This window comes from Kitasatospora sp. MBT66 (genome assembly GCF_000710405.2).
Lineage (GTDB): Bacteria > Actinomycetota > Actinomycetes > Streptomycetales > Streptomycetaceae > Kitasatospora > Kitasatospora purpeofusca.
This window is the reverse complement of sequence record NZ_JAIY01000004.1, coordinates 661,408-679,389: the sequence shown is the minus strand read 5'-3', so window position 1 is coordinate 679,389 and position 17,982 is coordinate 661,408. Positions and strand designations below refer to the sequence as shown.

16 protein-coding genes are annotated in these 17,982 nt (G+C 75.4%); 8 read left to right on the top strand and 8 right to left on the bottom strand.

All coding sequences use genetic code 11. The features are described 5' to 3' along the window. The first annotated feature begins 35 nt into the window (after positions 1–35). Positions 36–1,736, top strand: coding sequence for a phenylacetic acid degradation protein PaaN (gene paaN / locus BI06_RS09680; RefSeq protein ID WP_043466976.1), 1,701 nt, complete (start codon positions 36–38; stop codon positions 1,734–1,736). Positions 1,737–1,903: 167 nt separating this feature from the next. Next, complete coding sequence (locus tag BI06_RS09675; protein WP_043466973.1) at positions 1,904–3,397, top strand: FAD-dependent monooxygenase; 1,494 nt, start codon at positions 1,904–1,906, stop codon at positions 3,395–3,397. Positions 3,398–3,495: 98 nt separating this feature from the next. On the opposite strand, the gene BI06_RS09670 is transcribed toward BI06_RS09675, so the two are convergent. After that, complete coding sequence (locus BI06_RS09670) at positions 3,496–4,062, bottom strand: CGNR zinc finger domain-containing protein (RefSeq protein ID WP_043466970.1); 567 nt, start codon at positions 4,060–4,062, stop codon at positions 3,496–3,498. A gap of 355 nt (positions 4,063–4,417) precedes the next feature. Here BI06_RS09670 and BI06_RS09665 point away from each other — a divergent pair, with 355 nt between their 5' ends. The 4 genes from BI06_RS09665 to BI06_RS09650 all read left to right on the top strand — a co-directional run bounded on the left by BI06_RS09665 (position 4,418) and on the right by BI06_RS09650 (position 8,986). After that, positions 4,418–5,440 carry a hypothetical protein gene (locus BI06_RS09665; protein WP_157855172.1) on the top strand — a complete coding sequence of 341 codons (1,023 nt, stop codon included), beginning with the start codon at positions 4,418–4,420 and terminating at the stop codon, positions 5,438–5,440. A gap of 200 nt (positions 5,441–5,640) precedes the next feature. Further along, positions 5,641–6,108: a VOC family protein gene (locus BI06_RS09660; RefSeq protein WP_030392380.1), complete on the top strand. Its 468-nt coding sequence runs from the start codon at positions 5,641–5,643 to the stop codon at positions 6,106–6,108. A gap of 285 nt (positions 6,109–6,393) precedes the next feature. Further along, on the top strand, positions 6,394–7,326 hold the full coding sequence (locus BI06_RS09655) for a pyridoxamine 5'-phosphate oxidase family protein (RefSeq protein ID WP_030392381.1): 933 nt from the start codon (positions 6,394–6,396) through the stop codon (positions 7,324–7,326). Between the two features lie 241 nt (positions 7,327–7,567). Further along, entirely contained in the window at positions 7,568–8,986 is a 1,419-nt protein-coding gene (locus BI06_RS09650; protein ID WP_199523264.1) for a peptidoglycan-binding protein, read from the top strand. Between the two features lie 58 nt (positions 8,987–9,044). On the opposite strand, the gene BI06_RS09645 is transcribed toward BI06_RS09650, so the two are convergent. Next, positions 9,045–9,809 (bottom strand): RNA methyltransferase, encoded by a 765-nt coding sequence (locus BI06_RS09645; protein ID WP_043467587.1) that lies wholly within the window; start codon positions 9,807–9,809, stop codon positions 9,045–9,047. Next, a complete protein-coding gene (locus BI06_RS09640) occupies positions 9,806–10,456 on the bottom strand; it encodes a TetR/AcrR family transcriptional regulator (protein ID WP_051740593.1) in 651 nt (216 codons plus the stop codon). The genes BI06_RS09645 and BI06_RS09640 overlap by 4 nt, the downstream gene beginning before the upstream one ends. Positions 10,457–10,559: 103 nt before the next feature. On the opposite strand from BI06_RS09640, the gene BI06_RS09635 reads away from it, so the two are divergent. Next, positions 10,560–11,216 (top strand): hypothetical protein, encoded by a 657-nt coding sequence (locus tag BI06_RS09635; protein WP_051740589.1) that lies wholly within the window; start codon positions 10,560–10,562, stop codon positions 11,214–11,216. 81 nt (positions 11,217–11,297) lie between these two features. Here BI06_RS09635 and BI06_RS09630 read toward each other — a convergent pair whose 3' ends face one another. The 5 genes from BI06_RS09630 to BI06_RS09610 form a co-directional block, all read right to left on the bottom strand. Next, complete coding sequence (locus BI06_RS09630) at positions 11,298–13,445, bottom strand: FUSC family protein (protein ID WP_051740588.1); 2,148 nt, start codon at positions 13,443–13,445, stop codon at positions 11,298–11,300. A gap of 5 nt (positions 13,446–13,450) precedes the next feature. Beyond that, on the bottom strand, positions 13,451–14,746 hold the full coding sequence (locus tag BI06_RS09625) for an HTTM domain-containing protein (RefSeq protein WP_149030321.1): 1,296 nt from the start codon (positions 14,744–14,746) through the stop codon (positions 13,451–13,453). Positions 14,747–14,784: 38 nt separating this feature from the next. Next, a complete protein-coding gene (locus BI06_RS47910; RefSeq protein ID WP_043466966.1) occupies positions 14,785–15,444 on the bottom strand; it encodes a DUF5819 family protein in 660 nt (219 codons plus the stop codon). 94 nt (positions 15,445–15,538) lie between these two features. After that, positions 15,539–15,850, bottom strand: coding sequence for a hypothetical protein (locus BI06_RS50490; protein ID WP_043466963.1), 312 nt, complete (start codon positions 15,848–15,850; stop codon positions 15,539–15,541). Between the two features lie 50 nt (positions 15,851–15,900). Then, positions 15,901–17,061: a rhodanese-like domain-containing protein gene (locus tag BI06_RS09610; protein WP_063794945.1), complete on the bottom strand. Its 1,161-nt coding sequence runs from the start codon at positions 17,059–17,061 to the stop codon at positions 15,901–15,903. A gap of 266 nt (positions 17,062–17,327) precedes the next feature. On the opposite strand from BI06_RS09610, the gene BI06_RS09605 reads away from it, so the two are divergent. Further along, a partial coding sequence (locus tag BI06_RS09605) for a PAS domain S-box protein (RefSeq protein WP_149030338.1) occupies positions 17,328–17,982 on the top strand: 655 nt, incomplete at its 3' end.

Sequence of the window (17,982 nt, the reverse complement as noted above, 5' to 3'; positions counted from 1 at the left end):
ACGTGTCCCGTCCTCCCCTCTGAGGAGCGCACACCATGTCCGCAGCGGTCACCCACCCCCTCGTCGCCGAACTCGTCGAACGCCACCGGGCCACCCTGGCGGCCGCGGTCGACGCCGCCGCCAAGCGCGACTACTGGTCGCCCTACCCCGAGTTCCCGAAGGCCTACGGCGAGAGCGCCGCCGCGGACGGCCGGGCCGCCTTCGAGGCCCTGCTGAACCAGCCGTTCGAGCTGCCCGGCCACCCCGCCGACGGCGACCGGGTGGGCGGCGAGGTCTCCCCGTACGGCCTCGAACTGGGCATCGGCTACCCGCACGCCGGACCGGACGCCCTGATCGCCGCGCTGAGCGCCGCCCGCCCGGCCTGGGCCGCCGCCGGCCCGCTCGCCCGCGCCGCGGTCTGCCTGGAGATCCTGGCCCGGATCAACGCCCGCTCGCACGAGTTCGCCAACGCGGTCATGCACACCACCGGCCAGGCCTACGCGATGGCCTTCCAGGCCGGCGGCCCGCACGCCCAGGACCGCGGCCTGGAGGCCGTCGCCTACGCGTACGCCGAGCAGACCCGGCTGCCCGAGAGCGCCGGCTGGACCAAGCCGCAGGGCAAGCGGGACCCGCTGGTGATGACCAAGGAGTTCACCGTCGTCCCGCGCGGCCTGGCGCTGCTGATCGGCTGCAACACCTTCCCGACCTGGAACGGCTTCCCCGGCCTGTTCGCCTCGCTGGCCACCGGCAACCCGGTGCTGGTCAAGCCGCACCCGCGGGCCGTGCTCCCGCTGGCGCTCACCGTCCGGATCGCCCGCGAGGTACTGGCCGAGGCCGGCTTCGCCGCCGACCTGGTCTGCCTCGCCGCCGAGCACGAGGGCGGCACGGTGGCCAGGACCCTGGCCGTCCGCGCCGAGATCAGGCTGATCGACTACACCGGCTCCACCGCCTTCGGCGACTGGCTGGAGGAGAACGCCGAGCAGGCCGAGGTCTACACCGAGAAGGCCGGCGTCAACACCGTCGTCGTCGACTCCACCGACGACTACAAGGGCATGCTGAACAACCTGGCCTTCTCGCTCTCGCTCTACAGCGGCCAGATGTGCACCACCCCGCAGAACCTGCTGGTCCCGCGCACCGGCATCGACACCGACCAGGGCGCCAAGTCCTACGACGAGGTGGTCCACGACCTCGCCGCCGCCATCGAGGGCCTGCTCTCCGACGACGCCCGCGCCGCGGCCGTCCTCGGCGCCGTGGTCAACCCCGGCGTGCTCCAGCGCTCCGCCGCCGCAGCCGGCGGCGAGTACGGCGAACTCGCCCTCGCCCCGAGGGCCGTGGAGCACCCGGAGTTCCCGGGCGCGACCGTCCGCACCCCGGCGCTGGTCAAGCTGGACGCCGACAAGCCGGACGACCGCGCCGTCCTGCGCGCCGAGTGCTTCGGCCCGGTCGCCTTCGCCGTCGCGGTCGAGAACACCGCCGCCGCCGTCGAACTGCTGCGCGACACCGTCCGCACCCAGGGCGCGATGACCGCCGCCGCCTACACCACCTCCGCCGAGGTCGAGTCCGCCCTGGTCGAGGCCGCCCTCGACGCCGGCGTCTCGCTCTCCCTCAACCTCACCGGCGGGGTGTACGCCAACCAGACCGCCGCCTTCTCCGACCTGCACGGCACCGGCGCCAACCCGGCCGCCAACTCCGCCTACTGCGACGGCGCCTTCGTCGCCAACCGGTTCCGCACCATCGAGATCCGCCGCCACGCCTGAGCCGTGGCGAACGGTCGGCGCCACCCTCCGGTGACGCCGTTCCTCCGGTCCCCGGCCACGCGCCGGGGACCGGAGATTCACAACGTCACTCCCGGGAAGCGATGATGGGGGCCGGGGAAACGCCACACACGGCGTCCAGCCGCTGTTCGAGCACCGGGAGCTGACACATGACCGAGAAGCAGACCGTCACCGACGTCATCGTGGTCGGCGCCGGGCCGACCGGCCTGCTGCTGGCCGGCGACCTCGCCGCCGCCGGCCTGGGCGTCACGGTGCTGGAGAAGCGCGCCACCGAGTCCAACCTCACCCGGGCGTTCGCCGTGCACGCCCGCACCCTCGAACTCCTCGACGCCCGCGGCCTCGCCGACGACCTCATCGCCACCGGCCGCCCGGTCGAGGCGCTGAAGGCCTTCAACCGGGTCCGGATCGACCTCGGCCACCTGCCGACCCGCTTCCCGTTCGTCCTGCTGACGCCGCAGTACCACACCGAACGACTGCTCCACGAGCGGGCGGTGAAGGCCGGCGCGACCGTCCTGCGCGGCGCCGAGGTCACCGCCCTGCGGCAGGACCCGGACGGCGTCACCGTCGAAACGGTGCGCGACGGCGCCACCACCACCCACCGGGCCCGCTACGCGGTCGGCGCCGACGGCGTCCACTCCACCGTCCGCGACCTGCTCGGACTGCCGTTCCCCGGCGAGTCGGTGGTCGACTCGGTGCTGCTCGCCGACGTCCGCCTGGAGCGCGAGCCCGAGGACGGCATCGCCGCCGGCGCCGACGAGAACTGCTTCGCGCTGCTGGTCCCGTTCGGCGACGGCTGGTACCGCGTACTCGCCCGGGACCGCGCCGAGCAGGTCCCGGACGGCACCGCGCCCGGGCCCGAACTGCTCGCCGACATCACCCGCCGCGCCCTCGGCGAGGACTACGGACTGCACGACGTCCGCTGGAGCTCCACCTTCCACAGCGACGAGCGGCAGGTCCCCGACTACCGCTCCGGCCGGGTGTTCCTGGCCGGCGACGCCGCCCACTGCCACTCCCCGGCCGGCGGCCTGGGCATGAACACCGGCCTCCAGGACGCCGCCAACCTGTCCTGGAAGCTCGCCGCCGTGCTGCGCGACCGGGCCGACGACACCCTGCTCGACAGCTACCAGGCCGAGCGGCACCCGGTCGGCCGGGCGGCCCTGCGCGCCTCCGGCGCGATGATCCGGGTCGCGCTCGCCCAGTCCGCCGCCACCCGGGCACTGCGCGGGGCGCTGGTCCAGGTGGCCGGGCGGGTCGACGCCGTGGCCGACCGGGGCGCCCGCACCGTCTCCGGCCTCGGCATCTCCTACGCCGCGCCCAAGGACGCCCACCCGCTGGTCGGCAAGCGGGTCCCGGACCTGCGGCTGACCGGCCTGGAGCCGCCCCGCGAGGACGGCCCGGCGTCCCCGGAGCGGCTCTACGAGGCGCTGCGGGCCGGGAAGTTCGTCCTGGTCAGCAATGACGAGGTGGCGGCCGCCGACCCGTGGCGGGAGCACCTGGTCACGGTCGCCCCGGCCGACCCGCACGGGAAGCTGCGCGACACCGTGCTGCTGATCCGCCCCGACGGCTACGCGGCCTGGGCCGCCGTCGACCCCGGGGCCGGAGAGCTGCGCGCCGCCCTCACCGAATGGCTCGGCGAGGCCTGAGCCGTCCGCACGGCCCGTCGGCACGGCCCGGGGGAGCGACGCTCTCCCGGGCCCGCCCACCGGGCACCGGACTGCCGGGCTGCGGTCGGGCGGTCGGGCTACGGCCGCGCCTTCTCGTAGTGCCGGGCCGCCTTGGCCCGGTTCCCGCACACGGCCATCCGGCACCAGCGGCGCCGGCCGTTCTGCGAGGTGTCGAAGAAGTGCAGGATGCACGCCTCGTGCGCGCACTTCTTGATCCGCCCCGGCCCCTGCGCCAGCAGCCCCAGGAAGTCGTCCACCACCAGCCAGGCGGCCAGCCACTGCGGCTCGTCCACCTCGACCCGGTCCACCGGCCCGGCCGCCGAGGCCTCCCGCCGGACCCGCCCGTGCCGCAGCACCGCGTCCAGCCCGGCCAGCGCACCGGCCCCGGGCAGTCCGCCCGCGTCCAGCTCCCGGACGGCCGTCCTGACCGCCTCCCGGGTCTCCAGCAGGGCGGCGAGCCCGGGCCCGTCCGCCGCGCAGCGTCCGGCCAGCCCGGCCGTGGAGAGCCAGATCGCGTGGCCGTCCGGCTCGGCGAGCAGATCGTTCACCGGCTCACCGGCCCACCGGGTGTTCAGCAGGTCGAGCGCGAGCGGCTCACCGAGCAGCGGGCGCGGGTCCCGCGGGTCTGCTGTCCACTCGGTCATCGGCGCTCCCTCGCTCTCGGCCGTCTCTCTCCCGGCCGTCTCTCTCCCGGCCGGTTCGCCCGCTCCGGGCCGGTCCCCGAGTCTACGTCGGGCCCTCGTCCCGGAGCCCCTGGCCGGAACCTGCCGCCAACGGTCCGGAACGCACCACCCGGCCGGGAAGAGGTCCGTGTGTTTCCGCACTGTTTCAAGATCGCTAACCCTGCGGTCCACCGCCCGTGACCACTGTCATACGCACGACTGATGACGTAGCCTCTCGACCGTGCATAGGGTTCCCCACAGCTCGGCGAGGCCGTTGACGGCGCGTTCCGGCGCCGTTCCGGGTCTGCCGCACCCGCTCGGTGGGGAAGGTAACCACATGGCCTCACAGCATCCCCAGGACGCCCGACTCAGACTGGTCGGGCCGCGCCCTGACGCGGCCGCGCCCGCACCCCGGCCGCCCGTGCCCCCGCTGTCGCCCGCGCCGACGCCGGGGCGTCCCAGCCCCACCGGCGGCTTCGCCGACACCCTGCACGTGGCGATCGAGGCCAGCGGCCTCAGCCTGGACCGGATCCGCGCCGCCCTGGCCCAACGCGGCGTCAGGGTCAGTGTCACCACGCTGAGTTACTGGCGCCGCGGCCGCAGCCAGCCCGAGCGGGCCAGCTCGCTGCGCGCCGTCCACCTGCTGGAGGAACTCCTCGGCCTGCCGCACTCCACGCTGTCCGCGCTGCTCGGCCCGCCGCGCCCGCGCGGCCGCTGGGCGGCCAGTGCCGGCGCCAGCCACCTGCGGCTGGAGGACGTCTGGCCGGGCGAGCAGCAGATCGCCGACGTGTTCGCCGAACTGGACGCGCCGCCGGCCGGCGAACTGGAGCGGCTCTCGGTCCACGACTCGTACTTCGTGGACGCCGACCGGCGCGGCAACCTGCTGAGGATGCGCCAGGTGGTCCGCGCCACGGTGTCCGGGGTGACCCGCTGCCTGGTGGTGCACAAGGCCGACGAGGAGGCGACCGGCTGTCCGGAGATCACCGGCGTCCGGCACGGCCGGCTCGGCCGGGTGCGCCGCCGCCCGGACACCGGCCTGATCGTCGGCGAGGTGATGCTGGACCGCCCGCTGGGCCTCGGCGACAGCACGGTCTTCGAGTACGAGGTCGAGATCCCCTCCGGCGGCGCCCAGACCACGGAGTACAGCCGCCGCTTCGCCACACCGGTGCGCGAGTACGTGCTCCAGGTCCACTTCGACCCGGCGACCGTGCCGGTGCACTGCGAGCGCTACGACCGCGACCCGGGCGCGGACGTCGACCGCCGCCGCGAGCAGCTCTGGATCGGTGCCTCGGCCAGCGCCCAGATCCTCGCCCCCGACCAGCAGCCGGGCCACATCGGCGCCCGGTGGGAGTGGGAGTAGCCGCACCCCGGCCCGGCGCCCCCGCGCCCGCTCCTCCGCACCCCGTCCTCCCATATTTGTCATGGCACAGCCATGCTCGGAACTTCTAACCATTGGAACCACCAGTACTGGTTGACCTTCCTCAAGACTAACCGCTAACGTCGTCAGTGACGGTTAGAAAGTGGCGCCGCGGGGCGCCCCGACCACGGGAGTGACCAGGCATGTCCGGCACCATCAGCAGCACCCTGCAGACCGGCCACGTGGGCCTGAACGTCACCGACCTCGCCCGCTCCACCGCCTTCTACCGGCGCGTCCTCGGACTGGAGCTGGTCGCGGAGGGCACCGACCCGGAGCGCCGCTACGCCTTCCTCGGCCGCGACGGCCGCCCGGTGCTCACCCTCTGGCAGCAGAGCGAGGGCACCTTCGCCACCGCCGCCCCCGGCCTGCACCACCTCTCCTTCCAGGTCGACTCGCTCGACGAGGTCCGCGCCGCCGAGGCCCTGCTGCGCGAGCTGGGCGCCTCCTTCGCCTACGACGGCGTCGTCCCGCACCGCGAGGGCGCCGCCTCCGGCGGGATCTTCTTCACCGACCCCGACGGCATCCGGCTGGAGATCTACACCCCGGCCGGCGTCGACGAGACCGGCGCCGAGGCCCCCACCGCCTCCGCCCCGACCTGCGGCTTCTTCTAACAACTCTTTGCAAAGTGGCACTTTGCAAAGAGTTTCCGGGACTTTGCAAAGTGCCACCGGCGCGGACGTCGCGCCGCCGCGACGTCCGCGCCCAGCGGCATCCACAAGCACCATCCACCAGCGATGTCCGCCGGCGACATCCGCGGGCGCCGGGACTGCACGGACGGGGCCGGCAGGTCGCCCGGCCCCGCGGTGGACGCCGTGGACCCCGCACTTTGCAAAGTCCCGCCGGGACTTTGCAAATACCTCCAGGACGTACCGCCCGACCCGAGGGAGGCACCCGTCATGACCGCCACCGGCACCCCCTATCACCCCGGCGAACGGGCCGTGCAGGCCCGGGCCGGCCGCATCGACCGGGCGGACCACTCCGGCCGCGCCGTCGGCAGTACCGTCCCCGCCGTGGCCGCCCGCTTCCTGACCGAGCGGCGGATGCTGGTGGTCGGGGCGGCCGACACCGACGGCCGGCTCTGGGCCACCCAGCTCAGCGGACCGGCCGGCTTCCTGCGGGCCCCCGACGAGCGGACGGTCACCGTCGCCGCCCACCCGGCCGAGGCCGACCCGCTGGCCGCCGCCCTGGCCCGCCCCGCCGAGGTCGGCACCGTGGCCCTGGACCCGGCCGCCCGGCGCCGGATGCGGGTCAACGGCCGCTCCGTGCCGGACGGCCGGGGCGGTCTGGTGATCGCCGCCGAGCAGGTCTACGCCAACTGCCCGAAGTACATCCAGCGCCGCCACCCGGTGGACCGCCCCGGGGCCGGCACCCCGCGCCGGGTGGCGGCCGGGCCGCTGCTGAGCACAGCCCAGCAGCTGCTGGTGAGCACCGCCGACACCTTCTTCGTCGCCACCGCCGGCCCGGACGGCCGGACGGACGCCTCCCACCGCGGCGGCAACCCCGGCTTCCTGCGGGTACTCGGCCCGGACCGGCTGCGCTGGCCCGACTACGCGGGCAACAACATGTTCATGACCCTGGGCAACCTGGAGTTCGACCCCCGGGCCGGACTGCTCGTCCCTGACTGGGAGACCGGCGGCGCGCTGCTGATCACCGGCGAGGCCAGGACCGACTGGTCCGACCCGGCCGCCGCCGGTCTGCCGGGAGCCGAACGGGTGGTCGACCTGACCGTCACCGGCGTCGTCGAACTGGCCGACGCCACCCCGCTGAGCTGGACCGAGCCCGAGTACTCGCCCGCCAACCCGCCCTCCTCCGCACGCTCCGTCAGCTGACGGCCGGACAGTCCGACGGACCGACAGCACGGCTCCGGCGAAGACCACTCGCCCCGCCCCCGCGCCACGCCCGGGATACCGAACGACCGTCACCCGCGCGGAGCATCCCACCGCGCCGACCAGGTGTCCGGTTTGGGACTTTGGTCCGGACGACACACGGTGTCGCCCTGGGAAGGAACGTGCTGTCGCGCCGTCAGCGGCCCGACGGACACCCTCCCCCACCAGGAGAAAGAGGCGGAGCATGACCAGAACCGGCCGACCGGCCCCGTTGCCGCGGTCCGACCTGCTGGAGTCCGACCTGCCGCGGTCCGACCTCCTGCGGTTCGACGAGGTCGAACCGCAGGACGACTGCATATGCGGGGGCTGCTCCGCCCGCCGCCGCGCCCGGCTGCACGCCGCACCGGTGCACGAGGGCGGCCACGCCGCGGCCCGCAGCCTCCGCCGCCGGGCCGCCGTCCTGATGGCCGCCGCCGGCACCGCCCTGGGCGGCGGCGCGGTCGGAGCGGCCACCGCGGCAGCCGCCCCGGCCCCGACCCCCGGCGGCCCGGCCGTCCCCCGCGCCGACACCCCGCAGGGCGAGGTCGGCGGCCTCTACGGCGAATCCGGCGCCGACGAACGGGCGGCCGCCGCGCAGCCCGTCACCCGGGCCTCGATCATCGAACGGGCGCAGCGCTGGGTCGACCAGAAGGTCCCGTACAGCATGAGCCGCTACTGGTCGGACGGGTACCGCCAGGACTGCTCCGGCTTCGTCTCGATGGCCTGGGGGCTCGGCAGCAGCCAGACCACCTGGACCCTGCCGGACTTCGCCGAGCGGATCACCAAGGCCGAGCTGCAGCCCGGTGACGTGCTGATCCACAACGACCCGGCCAGTCCCCGGAGCGGCTCGCACGTGACCGTGTTCGGCGGCTGGGCGGACTCCGCCCGCACCCGCTACGTGGCGTACGAGCAGACCTCGCCGGGTGCCACCAAGCGCGCGACCCCGTACGCCTACTGGTCCAACTCGGCCACCTACGTCCCGTACCGCTACAAGGCGCTGACCACCGGCGGGAGCAGCAGTGACAGCGCCGCGGCCGCGGCCTTCCCGGGGGCGGACAAGTTCGGTCCGGGTGCCGACAACGCCTTTGTCACCAGGCTGGGCGAGATGCTGGTGCGGCGCGGCGGCGGCCGGTTCTACACCGAGGGGCCGGGGCCGCGCTGGAGCGAGTCGGACCGGCGGGCCACCGAGGCGTTCCAGCTCGCGCAGGGCTGGCGCGGCGGCGAGGCGGACGGTGTTCCGGGCAAGGACACCTGGGACTACCTGGTGAACGGCAAGGGCCGGGACATCGACGGTGCCGCTCCGCTGCCCCCTCCGCCGCCCTCACCACCCTCCCCGCCCTCCCCGCCGTCCGCGTCACTGCCGGCCGAGGGCGCCGGCGTCCGGGAGACGGCCTTCCCCGGCCCCGGCGCCTTCGGCCCGGGCGCGGCGGGCGAGCAGGTCGAGCTGCTCGGCGGTCGGTTGGTCGGCAAGGGCTTCGGCGAGGCCTACACGGAGGGACCGGGCCCGCGCTGGACGGATGCCGACCGGAGCAATGTACGGGCGTTCCAGGAGTCCATGGGCTGGAGCGGCGCCGAGGCCGACGGCTACCCCGGGCCGGACACCTGGAAGCGGCTGTTCTCCTGACCCGACCGACCCGACCGACCCGACCCGACCTGACCGGCCCGACCCGCCGTGCCGACCGTCAGACCGCCCCGCCGGGCGGGCGCCCCGACATCCAGTGGAACAGCCCCATCGCCACACTGGTCGCCAGGTTGAAGCTGGAGACCCCGGGCCGCATCGGCACCGCGACCAGCCGGTCGGCCCGCGCCCGCAGCTCCGCCGAGACGCCGTGCCGCTCGGTGCCGAAGGCGAGTACCGCGTCGTCCGGGAAGGCCGTCTCCCGGATGTCGGTGCCCTCGGGGTCCAGGACGTGGAGCGGCCCGGCCGGCAGCTCCGGCAGGGTCAGCCGCTCGACGGCGGTGGCGAAGTGCAGGCCCGCGCTGCCGCGGAGCACGGCGGGGTGCCAGGGGTCCAGTTCGCCGGTGGTGACCACGCCGGCCGCGCCGAAGCCGGCCGCCAGCCGGATCACGGCGCCCACGTTGCCCAGGTTGCGCGGGTTCTCCAGCAGGACGACGGGCGCCGGACGGGGCCGGACGGCCAGCGCGGCGCGGTTGGCCTCGGTGGTGGGGCGCACGGCGAGGGCGACCACTCCGGTCGGGCTCAGTCGGGGTGCGAGCGTGCGCAGCGCGGCCTCCGGGAGTTCGACGGCCAGCGCGTCCAGCGCGGGGGCGACGTCCGGGGCCAGTTCGGCGGCCAGTGCCAGCAGCGCGGCCCGGTCGGCGGTCAGCACCTGCCGGACGGCGCCGCCGAACCGCAGTGCGTGCTTCAGCGGGTGGAAGCCGTCCAGCAGGACCGCGCCCGGCTCCTCGGCGCCGGTCCGCCAGGCGCGCAGCAGTTCCTCGTTCATCCGGCCCACTCTGCCACCACGGGTTCGCCCGGACGGCCGGCGGCGGCGATCACCTGGTCGAAGGTGAGCGGTTCGCCGGGCTGCTCGTCGGACGCTCCGGGCCGCAGCCCGGCCAGGGCGAGGTCCAGGTGCCGGTGGACGAGCGTGCCGTCGGCGTCGAGTGCGGCCAGCCCGCCCGGGAGGGGGCGGGAGACCCGGACGCAGAGCAGTACGAGGTCGCCCATTCCGACGTCCGGGCGCAGTCGGCCGGTGTCCTGGGCGGCGCGCAGCAGTTCCCCGACGGCCGTGACCGCGCCGGACCGGGCGGTGGCCAGTTCCTCGTCGACGACCAGTCGTTCCAGCAGGACGACGATCGCCGCTCCCATCCGCAGGTCGGCGGCGGCGTGCACGAAGCGGCGCAGCGCGCGGTAGGGGTCCGGTTCGTCCTCCCGGGCCCGGACGGCCGCGGCGGCGAGCCGGGTGAGGAGGTCGGTGACCAGGGCCCGGACGAGCGCCTCCCGGTCGGGGAAGCGCCGGTAGAGGGTGCCGGGGCCGACGCCGGCGCGGCGGACCACCGCGTCGAGGGGGGCGTCCGGGCCGCGTTCCAGGAACACCTCGCAGGCGGCGTCCAGGATCCTGCGCCGGCTGCGTTCCGCGTCCGCTCTCATCGCCCGCCCTTAACCGGAGGAATTTTCTCCTCCTATGCTACCGTCCAGCGAGACGGAGAAATTCTCTCCGTTTACGCGGGGCACCCTTCCGAGGAGCGACGCCATGACGACCACCGCACCGCCGGTCATCCGCACCGACATCGACGGCACCGGGCACGACCGCCCGGCCGTCCTCGCCTGGGAGCTGGACCGCTCCCGGGCCGCCCTGCGGCTGCTCAAGCAGCGCCTCGGCGACGACCGCGTCCGCGAGCTGCTCGCCCCCGACACCGCAGCGGCCGACGCCGCGATGGCCAGCTGGCTGCGTGCCTCCGACGGCCGCTGGCGCGCGGCCGTCACCGAACTGACCGCCACCGGCATCGACGCCGGGACCTTCCTCGGCTGGTGGCAGGGCCGGCTGCACGACGGCGACCGGGCCGCCCTGCTGGCCGCCAACCCCGAGCACTACCTGGCCGACTCCGGCGGCGGGACGGTCGAGATCATCGAGACGGTCGGCGCCGGGCCGCTCCGCTTCCACCTCCGCTTCCACCCCACCCCGGCGACCCCGGAGTACCCGGTCCGGATCGGCGGCACGGGCCACCTGGCGGACGGCTCCGAGGTGCTGCGGGTGATGCACGAGTTCGCCGACTCCCCCCGGGGACTGCGGATCCGGCTCACCGTGGAGTTCCCGGCCGCGGCCCCGGTCGAGCTGTCGACCGGTCACCAGTGGCACTTCGCGTGCGAGTTCGCCAACTGGCTGGAGGCGGCGGCAGCAGCCTCCTGACGACGGCCCGCACGGTACGGCACCGGCACAGGCAGGCACAAGCAGGCACAGCCGCAGGCACAGGCACCGCATCAGCCGCCCCTAACGCCCCGTCGGCTCCGCCTCCCGCCGCCCGGCGGAGCCCACCGTGCCGCCGCCCCGCAGCGCCCGCTCCAGGTCCTTCAGCGCCTGCAGCAGCAGCCTGGTCCCGGCCCGCACCACGTCCCGCTGCACCCCGGGCGGCGCGTCGGCGAGCTGCCGCTCCAGCCGTTCCTGGGCCTCCCGGACGGCGCCGAAGTCCACCGGCTGCCCGGTCAGCAGCGCGCCCGCCGCCAGTGCGGTGGCCAGCCGCAGTTCCTCGGCGAACTCGGCCGCCCCCGGTACCGGCTCGGCGTCGGGCCCGGGCAGGTGGGCCTCCAGCAGGACGGCGACCCGTCCGAGGTGGCCGACCGCCGCCCGGGCCCGGTCGAGCTGGCGGCGGCTGACCCCGGGCAGGCCGGAGGCGTGCCGGCCGGGTTCGGCGTCGGCCCGCTGCATCGCCTGGAGCAGTTCCGAGCGCGCCTCCCGGGAGTCCAGCAGCGCCCCGCGCACCTCCCGTCCGCGCGGTGCGGCCGGCCGCTCGTAGACGGCGATCACCTCGGCCGTGTACCGCCCGGCGGCGGCCAGCCACTCGGCCAGCCGCTCGCCGAGCCTGGCGGTCTGCCAGGTGGGGAAGAGCGCGTAGACGAGCAGGGCGAGCGAGCCGCCGAGCAGGGTGAGGCCGACCCGTTCGACGGCGGTGACCAGCGGGTTCCCCTCCTGGAGCCCGAGCAGGAAGACGGCGTAGGAGGAGATGCAGGCGGTGACCACGGCGTAGCCGGTGCGGAAGGCCAGGTAGGCGCCGCCGATCGAGAGCACGGCGAGTGCGGCCAGCACCCACTCACCGGGCCGCGCCAGCTGCACCACCAGGGTGGAGACCGCCACCCCGACCGAGGTCCCGGCCAGCCGGGCCACGCCCCGGCTGTAGGTCTGGGCGAAGTCCGGTCGCATCACCATGGCGGCGGTCATCGGCGCCCAGTAGCCGTGCTCGAAGCCGACCAGCCGGGCCAGCAGATACGCGGCGGTGACCACTCCGGCCAGCCGGACGGCGTGCTGGAAGACGGCCGAGTGCGGCCGGAACTGCCGCCGTACCGCGCGCAGCGCCGTCGGCAGCATCCGGATCAGCGGCGGTTTGCGCAGCGTCCCGCCGGGCTGGACGTCGGGGGTGTCGATGGTGTCCTCGGCGCCCCGGTCGAGCGCGTCGGCGGCGCCGCGGAGCAGCCCGGCCAGTCGGCGGGCGGCGCGGCGGGCGGCGCCGCGCAGTTCCGGGCCCTCGGTCCGGGCGACCAGGGTGAGGGCCGGGGCGGAGGAGGGCAGCCGGAGCGGGTCGCCGGTGCGGATCGCCCGGGCCAGGGCGTCCATCGCCTCGGCGGCGGCGGCCAGGACCTCGCGGGCCCGGTCGCGTTCGGGGCCTTCCTCGGGGGCGCCGACCTTGGGGTCGGCGATGGCCGCCAGGGTGGGCCTGATGCGTTCGGCGAGGCCGCGCAGGCCGCGCAGCCCGGGCGGGCGGTTGCGGTCCTGCCAGGGGGTGAGCGCGGCGGCGTGCCGGGCCGTCATGAACGGGGCCGGGTCGATGTGCGCGGTCGGGTCCTGGCGCAGCCGGCGGGCGTAGTCGGCGAGTTCGGCGTAGGTGTCGGCGAGCGCCTCGCGCTGGGCGGTCCAGCTGCCGATCGGCCAGACGGTGATGACCAGTGCCTGGACGATGCCGCCGAGTGCGCAGACCAGTCCGTGGCCGAGCGCGGTGAGCGGGCTGACGGGCAGCTGGACCACGATCAGCATCACCGAGAGGGTGTTGGCGGCGACGATGCCGGCGGTCGGTCCGATCGCCCAGGTGAGTCCGGCGCCGAAGGCCCAGACGGCGAGCAGCACCGGGAAGGCGCCGGGGATCCCGACGGCCAGGTAGCCGAGGAAGGTGCTGATGCCGAGTCCGGTCCCGGCGGCGACGGCGAGGGTGGCGCGGGGCCGGAAGCTGCGCTGGAAGGTCGCGGTGCCGGCGATGAACGCGCCCATCGCGGCGGAGGTGGCGAGCCGGGCGCCGCCGATGGCCAGGGTCGGGAACAGCACCAGGGCGACGGCGACCGCCCCGCGCACCGCCCGTTTGGGGTCGGTGAGCGCCCGGTCGACGGTCAGTCCGGTCCGCGCGGTGTCTCGAAGTGCGGCGAACCAGGACATAACGGTCAGCTTAGTGGTGCCCTCCGCAGCCGGATCCGCGCGACCCGCGCCCCGGCCCAGCACAGCGCCGCCGTCGGCAGGAAGACCGCGTCCGCCGCGATCATCGCCAGCGAGAACACCGGCAGCCCGAGCAGTACGGCGATCCCGACGTGCTCGGCCATCATCACCACCAGCAGCGCGTTCTTGACCCTCCGGTCGACCAGCGTGAACGGGAAGCCGACCTGGAGCAGCACCGTCCCGTAGGAGATCAGGAACACCGGCAGCAGCGCGCCGCCGACCAGCCCGGACAGTGCGGGCCAGGGCGTGAAGTAGTCCAGGTGCAGCGGGTAGTAGAGCGCGGTGCCGTCCTGCCAGCGCGAGCCCTGCACCTTGTACCAGCCGGCCGTGGCGTAGATCAGCACCACCTCGACGGCGATCACCAGCATCGCGCAGTTGTGCACCATGGTCGCGAGCGCGTCCAGCACCGCCCGGGTCTCGCCCTCGGGTGCCAGCCGCTCGGCCAGCCACCACAGCCCGGCCACCGCCCACAGCCCCCAGAACAGCGGCGCCCAGCCGACGTACGGGAACCCGGGGGTCGTCCAGTCCAGGCTGGCCCCGGAGAAGCCGCCCAGCTGACAGACCAGCAGCAGCGCTCCGAGCAGCGTCCAGAGCGGCACCCCGCTCCGCCCGGAGTCCCCCCGGCGGGCGTCCAGCGACCACACCTCGGCGCACCGGGTGAAGACCAGGTAGATCGCCATCAGGTGGACGATGTTGTCGCCGCCGTCGCCGAGGAAGACATTGCGGTTCTGCAGCGACAGCACCGTGACCAGGAACAGCACCGTGCTCGCCCTGGTCCGCCAGCCGAGCAGGACGGCCAGCGCGGCCAGCACCGCCAGGTGGTAGACCAGCTCGAACCAGAGCCGTCCGCCGAACCAGGGCAGCACGGTCAGCGCCCCGTTGTCGGCCAGCAGCCGCTGGGCCAGGTCGGCCGACCAGGGCGAGGTGTCGCCGTACAGCAGCCGCCGGTTGGGCCACTCCCGCAGCAGGTAGGCCAGCCAGACCAGCCCGAAGCCGATCCGCACCGTCGCCGCCTGGTACCGCCCCAGCACCCGGCCGGTGAACACCGCGACCGCCCGCCGGGCGAGCCCGGCCGGCCCGGGCCGCCGAACACCGGCGGGCGCGCCGGGCGCCTCCGGGCCGGGCTGCCGGGGGATCCCGGCCACCACCACCGCCGCCGCCAACGCCGCCCCGGCCGCATCCCCGGACGTCCCGGCCGTCCCGGCCGCGGCAGCCGCCTCGGTCACGTCAGTCACATCGGTCACATCGGTCACTTCGCCCGAGCCGCCGGGCACCGCCGCGCTCACCGCAGCCCCCGCAGGTCCCCGGCCTTCACCGGCCACCACGGCAGCTCCCGCACCTTCGGCGCGGCGGGCGCCGCCTCCTCGCTCCACGCCGGCGGCGCGACCGTCGTACTGGTCACCCGCAGCTCGACCGCCACCACCGGCCGCCCGTCCACGCTCGGGCCGATCCGCTGCACCGCGATCCGCTTCAGGTACTCCTCGGCGAGCATGCCGCGCGGATTGGTCGTCGACTCGTCCTGGGCGCTGTGCGAGCCGTCGTAGAAGTCCCACGCGCGCCGCAGCAGGTTCTGGTCCGCGTGGCTGGGCGCCGGATTGCCCCGGATCGCGGCGATGTCCTGCGCGGTCAGCCCGACCCACTCGTGGACCCGCGCCTCCCCGTCCGGTGTTTCGGTGCGCACCCGGGCGTCCACGGCGATGTTCTGCTGCAGCGGATTGGGCGCGAACAGCTTCCAGTTCTGTTCGAACTCCGGGTAGATCAGGCCGTCCACCTGCTCCCGGTACTCCCGGGACAGCGAATTGGCGGGCGCCACATGCAGGAAGACCGCGCCGAGGAACAGCCCGGTGGCGCCGGTCAGCAGGGCTCCCGCCACGCCCAGGACGACCCGCGCGGGCGCCGACCAGGGCCGGCGGACGGGCGGCGGGTCCGTACTCTCGGCCATGAACTCCCCCGGGGACGGGTGGGGCCGACACCGCGCCGGCCCGGTCGCGCGCCCATCCTGCCCTACTCCCCGGGGCGGACGGATCCCCCCGGCCTCAGCCGATCCGCTCCGGCGCCGGCCCCGGCTCCGACACCGGCTCCGGCACCGCCTCCTGCGCCGCGAGCAGCGCCCGCCGCCGCCGGCGCAGCACCGGCACCGCGATCAGCAGCAGCAGCCCGCCGACCGCGGCGGCCGCGATGGCCGCCACCGAGTGGCCGGCCGCCAGCAGCAGCTGGCCGGCCACCTCGACCACCAGCGCCGACCCCGACACCAGCAGCACCGAGCGCCGCAGTGCCGCGAGCGCCGCGGCGACCTCGGCCGGCACCTCCTCGGCCCCGGCCGACCGCGTCCCGCTCTCCCTGCTCATGCTTCCCCCCGTCGTTCGCTCCCCCGAGAAACGCCCTGCAGAAGGACGCCCTACAGGACGAAGGCGTCCTGCCCTCCGCTGCTCACCATCGGGCGGCCGGCGCCGTCCCAGGCGTACATGCCGCCGTCGACGTTGACCGCCTCCCGGCCGTTCTGCACCAGGTACTGGACGACCTGCGCGGAGCGCCCGCCGACCCGGCAGAGCACGTACAGCTTCTCGTCCGGCAGCTCGCCGAGCCGGGCGACGACCTCGCCGATCGGGATGTGCAGCGCGCCCGCCACGTGTCCGGCGTCCCACTCGTCCTGTTCCCGGACGTCCAGCAGGGCGGCGTCGGCGGGCACGGCGGCGGCGTCGATGGTGGGGATCTGCGCGAACATCGTCTGGTTCTCCTGGGCTTCGGGATCGGCGCCGTCATTGTCCCCCACCGGACGGCCGCCGAGCAGCCCCTCCAGCTCGGCCTGCTGGGCGGCGGCCCTGGCCAGCAGCTGCTCGGCCAGCTCGGCCAGCAGCCCGTCCGGGTCCTGCGGGGCCAGCGCGAGCAGCTCGCCCATCGCGCTGCGCTCCAGCCGGACCTGCTCGGCGGCCAGCTCGCCGATCCGCCCGGTCAGCCACTCCAGCCGGCGGCGCAGCCAGCCCAGCCGGTCGGGGGAGTCCGCCGAGGGCGCGGCCTCGGGTGCGGTGGACCACTCGGCGGACAGCACCTCCAGGGCGCCGGTGTCGCCGTACGCGTAGGCCTCGTTGACCCGGGCCAGGAACGCCGCCCGGCGCTCCTGCTCGGCCGGGTCGGTGGACAGGTCGGGGTGGGCCCGGCGCACCAGCTCGCGGTAGATCCGCTGGGCGTCCCGGCCGGGGCGCACCCGGACCGGTGCGGGCGGCGGCGGGGCGTCCTCCTGCGCCTGGACGCTGTCGAACAGCGCGTCCAGGTCCGGCATGTCGTCGACCCGCTGCCGGGCCTCGTGGGCCCGCCGGAGGTCCTCCGGGAGCCCGGTGCGGGCGGCCACGGCCTCGGCCAGCAGCGCGTCCAGCTCGTCCAGCCGGGCGTAGAGCGGACCGAGCAGCTGGTGGTGGATCAGCGCGAAGTTGTCGATCTCGACGCGCAGTGTCCGCACGTCGACGTCCATGGTCAGCCAGGCGAGTTCGGCGGCCTCGACCCGCTCCTCCAGCTCCCCCTGCTGCGGATCCGTCCAGCGGACGGGGATCTGCGCGGTCACCTCTGGCCTCCGTCTCCTGCGGTCCGGTGCGGGGCCGGCCGGGCCCGTGCTGCGACCCTACCGTCCGGGCCGGGCCCGGCCTGCGGGCCGGACGGGGAGTGCGGAGGGGCGCACGGCGTGTGACACGCAACTGATACCGAGGAATCTCCCCGTTTCGCTATCGAGTCCCGGCCCGTCCGTGCTTCGCTGGTATCCGCACAGCATGCCTTCCTCCGGAGAACCGGCCGTCTCCAGGCGTGGCGGCCAGGCGGGAGCAGACCGAATCCATGGTGGACGACCCAAACTCCACACCGCGTCCGACGGGCACCGCTCCGGAGCCCGGCACCGCACCGGGCGACCAGTCCTCGGGGGTGGTCGCCCTGGTCCGGCTCGCCGTCGTGCTGGTCGACCGCGAGGGGCGGATCGCCCAGTGGAGCCGGGCCGCCGAGGAGCTGTTCGGACACCGCGCCGAGGCCGTCCACGACCGGCCGGCCGTCGGCCTGCTGCCCGCCGCCGAGCCGCGCAGCGTGCCGGGACAGGCCGGGCCGGGTGCCACCGGCCGCCGCCGCGACGCCTTCACCACCCTCGCCGAGCTGACCTCGGACGGCGCCGCCTGGGCCGGGCAGCTGCCCGTGGTCGACCGCGAGGAGCACCTGCGGGACGTGCTCTGGTGGGCCTACCCGCTGGAGGGCCCGACCGGCCGGCTGCTGGCGCTGGCCGCCGACGCCCGCCCGCTGCGCTCCGCCGGACCCCGGCTGGCGCTCGGCGAGCGGCTGCTGCCGTTCGCCGCGGCTCCGGGCGCCCTGGGCGGCTTCCACCGGCTCTCCGCCGCGCTGGGCGCCGCCGGCCGCCCGGTCCCCGGGACGCTCGCCGCCGTACTGCCCGGCACCGCCGAACGCCGCGGACCGCTGCTGGCCGCGCTCACCCGGGCCGGACTGCCGG

What these genes read in the sequence shown, in the direction of transcription:
- BI06_RS09655 (WP_030392381.1), top strand. Translation starts at nt 6,394, where the DNA reads ATGACCGCCACCGGCACCCCCTATCACCCCGGCGAACGGGCCGTGCAG.
- BI06_RS09665 (WP_157855172.1), top strand. Translation starts at nt 4,418, where the DNA reads ATGGCCTCACAGCATCCCCAGGACGCCCGACTCAGACTGGTCGGGCCG.
- BI06_RS47910 (WP_043466966.1), bottom strand. Translation starts at nt 15,444, where the DNA reads ATGGCCGAGAGTACGGACCCGCCGCCCGTCCGCCGGCCCTGGTCGGCG.
- BI06_RS09650 (WP_199523264.1), top strand. Translation starts at nt 7,568, where the DNA reads ATGACCAGAACCGGCCGACCGGCCCCGTTGCCGCGGTCCGACCTGCTG.
- BI06_RS09670 (WP_043466970.1), bottom strand. Translation starts at nt 4,062, where the DNA reads ATGACCGAGTGGACAGCAGACCCGCGGGACCCGCGCCCGCTGCTCGGT.
- BI06_RS09630 (WP_051740588.1), bottom strand. Translation starts at nt 13,445, where the DNA reads ATGTCCTGGTTCGCCGCACTTCGAGACACCGCGCGGACCGGACTGACC.
- BI06_RS09635 (WP_051740589.1), top strand. Translation starts at nt 10,560, where the DNA reads ATGACGACCACCGCACCGCCGGTCATCCGCACCGACATCGACGGCACC.
- BI06_RS50490 (WP_043466963.1), bottom strand. Translation starts at nt 15,850, where the DNA reads ATGAGCAGGGAGAGCGGGACGCGGTCGGCCGGGGCCGAGGAGGTGCCG.
- BI06_RS09675 (WP_043466973.1), top strand. Translation starts at nt 1,904, where the DNA reads ATGACCGAGAAGCAGACCGTCACCGACGTCATCGTGGTCGGCGCCGGG.
- BI06_RS09640 (WP_051740593.1), bottom strand. Translation starts at nt 10,456, where the DNA reads ATGAGAGCGGACGCGGAACGCAGCCGGCGCAGGATCCTGGACGCCGCC.
- paaN (WP_043466976.1), top strand. Translation starts at nt 36, where the DNA reads ATGTCCGCAGCGGTCACCCACCCCCTCGTCGCCGAACTCGTCGAACGC.
- BI06_RS09645 (WP_043467587.1), bottom strand. Translation starts at nt 9,809, where the DNA reads ATGAACGAGGAACTGCTGCGCGCCTGGCGGACCGGCGCCGAGGAGCCG.
- BI06_RS09660 (WP_030392380.1), top strand. Translation starts at nt 5,641, where the DNA reads ATGTCCGGCACCATCAGCAGCACCCTGCAGACCGGCCACGTGGGCCTG.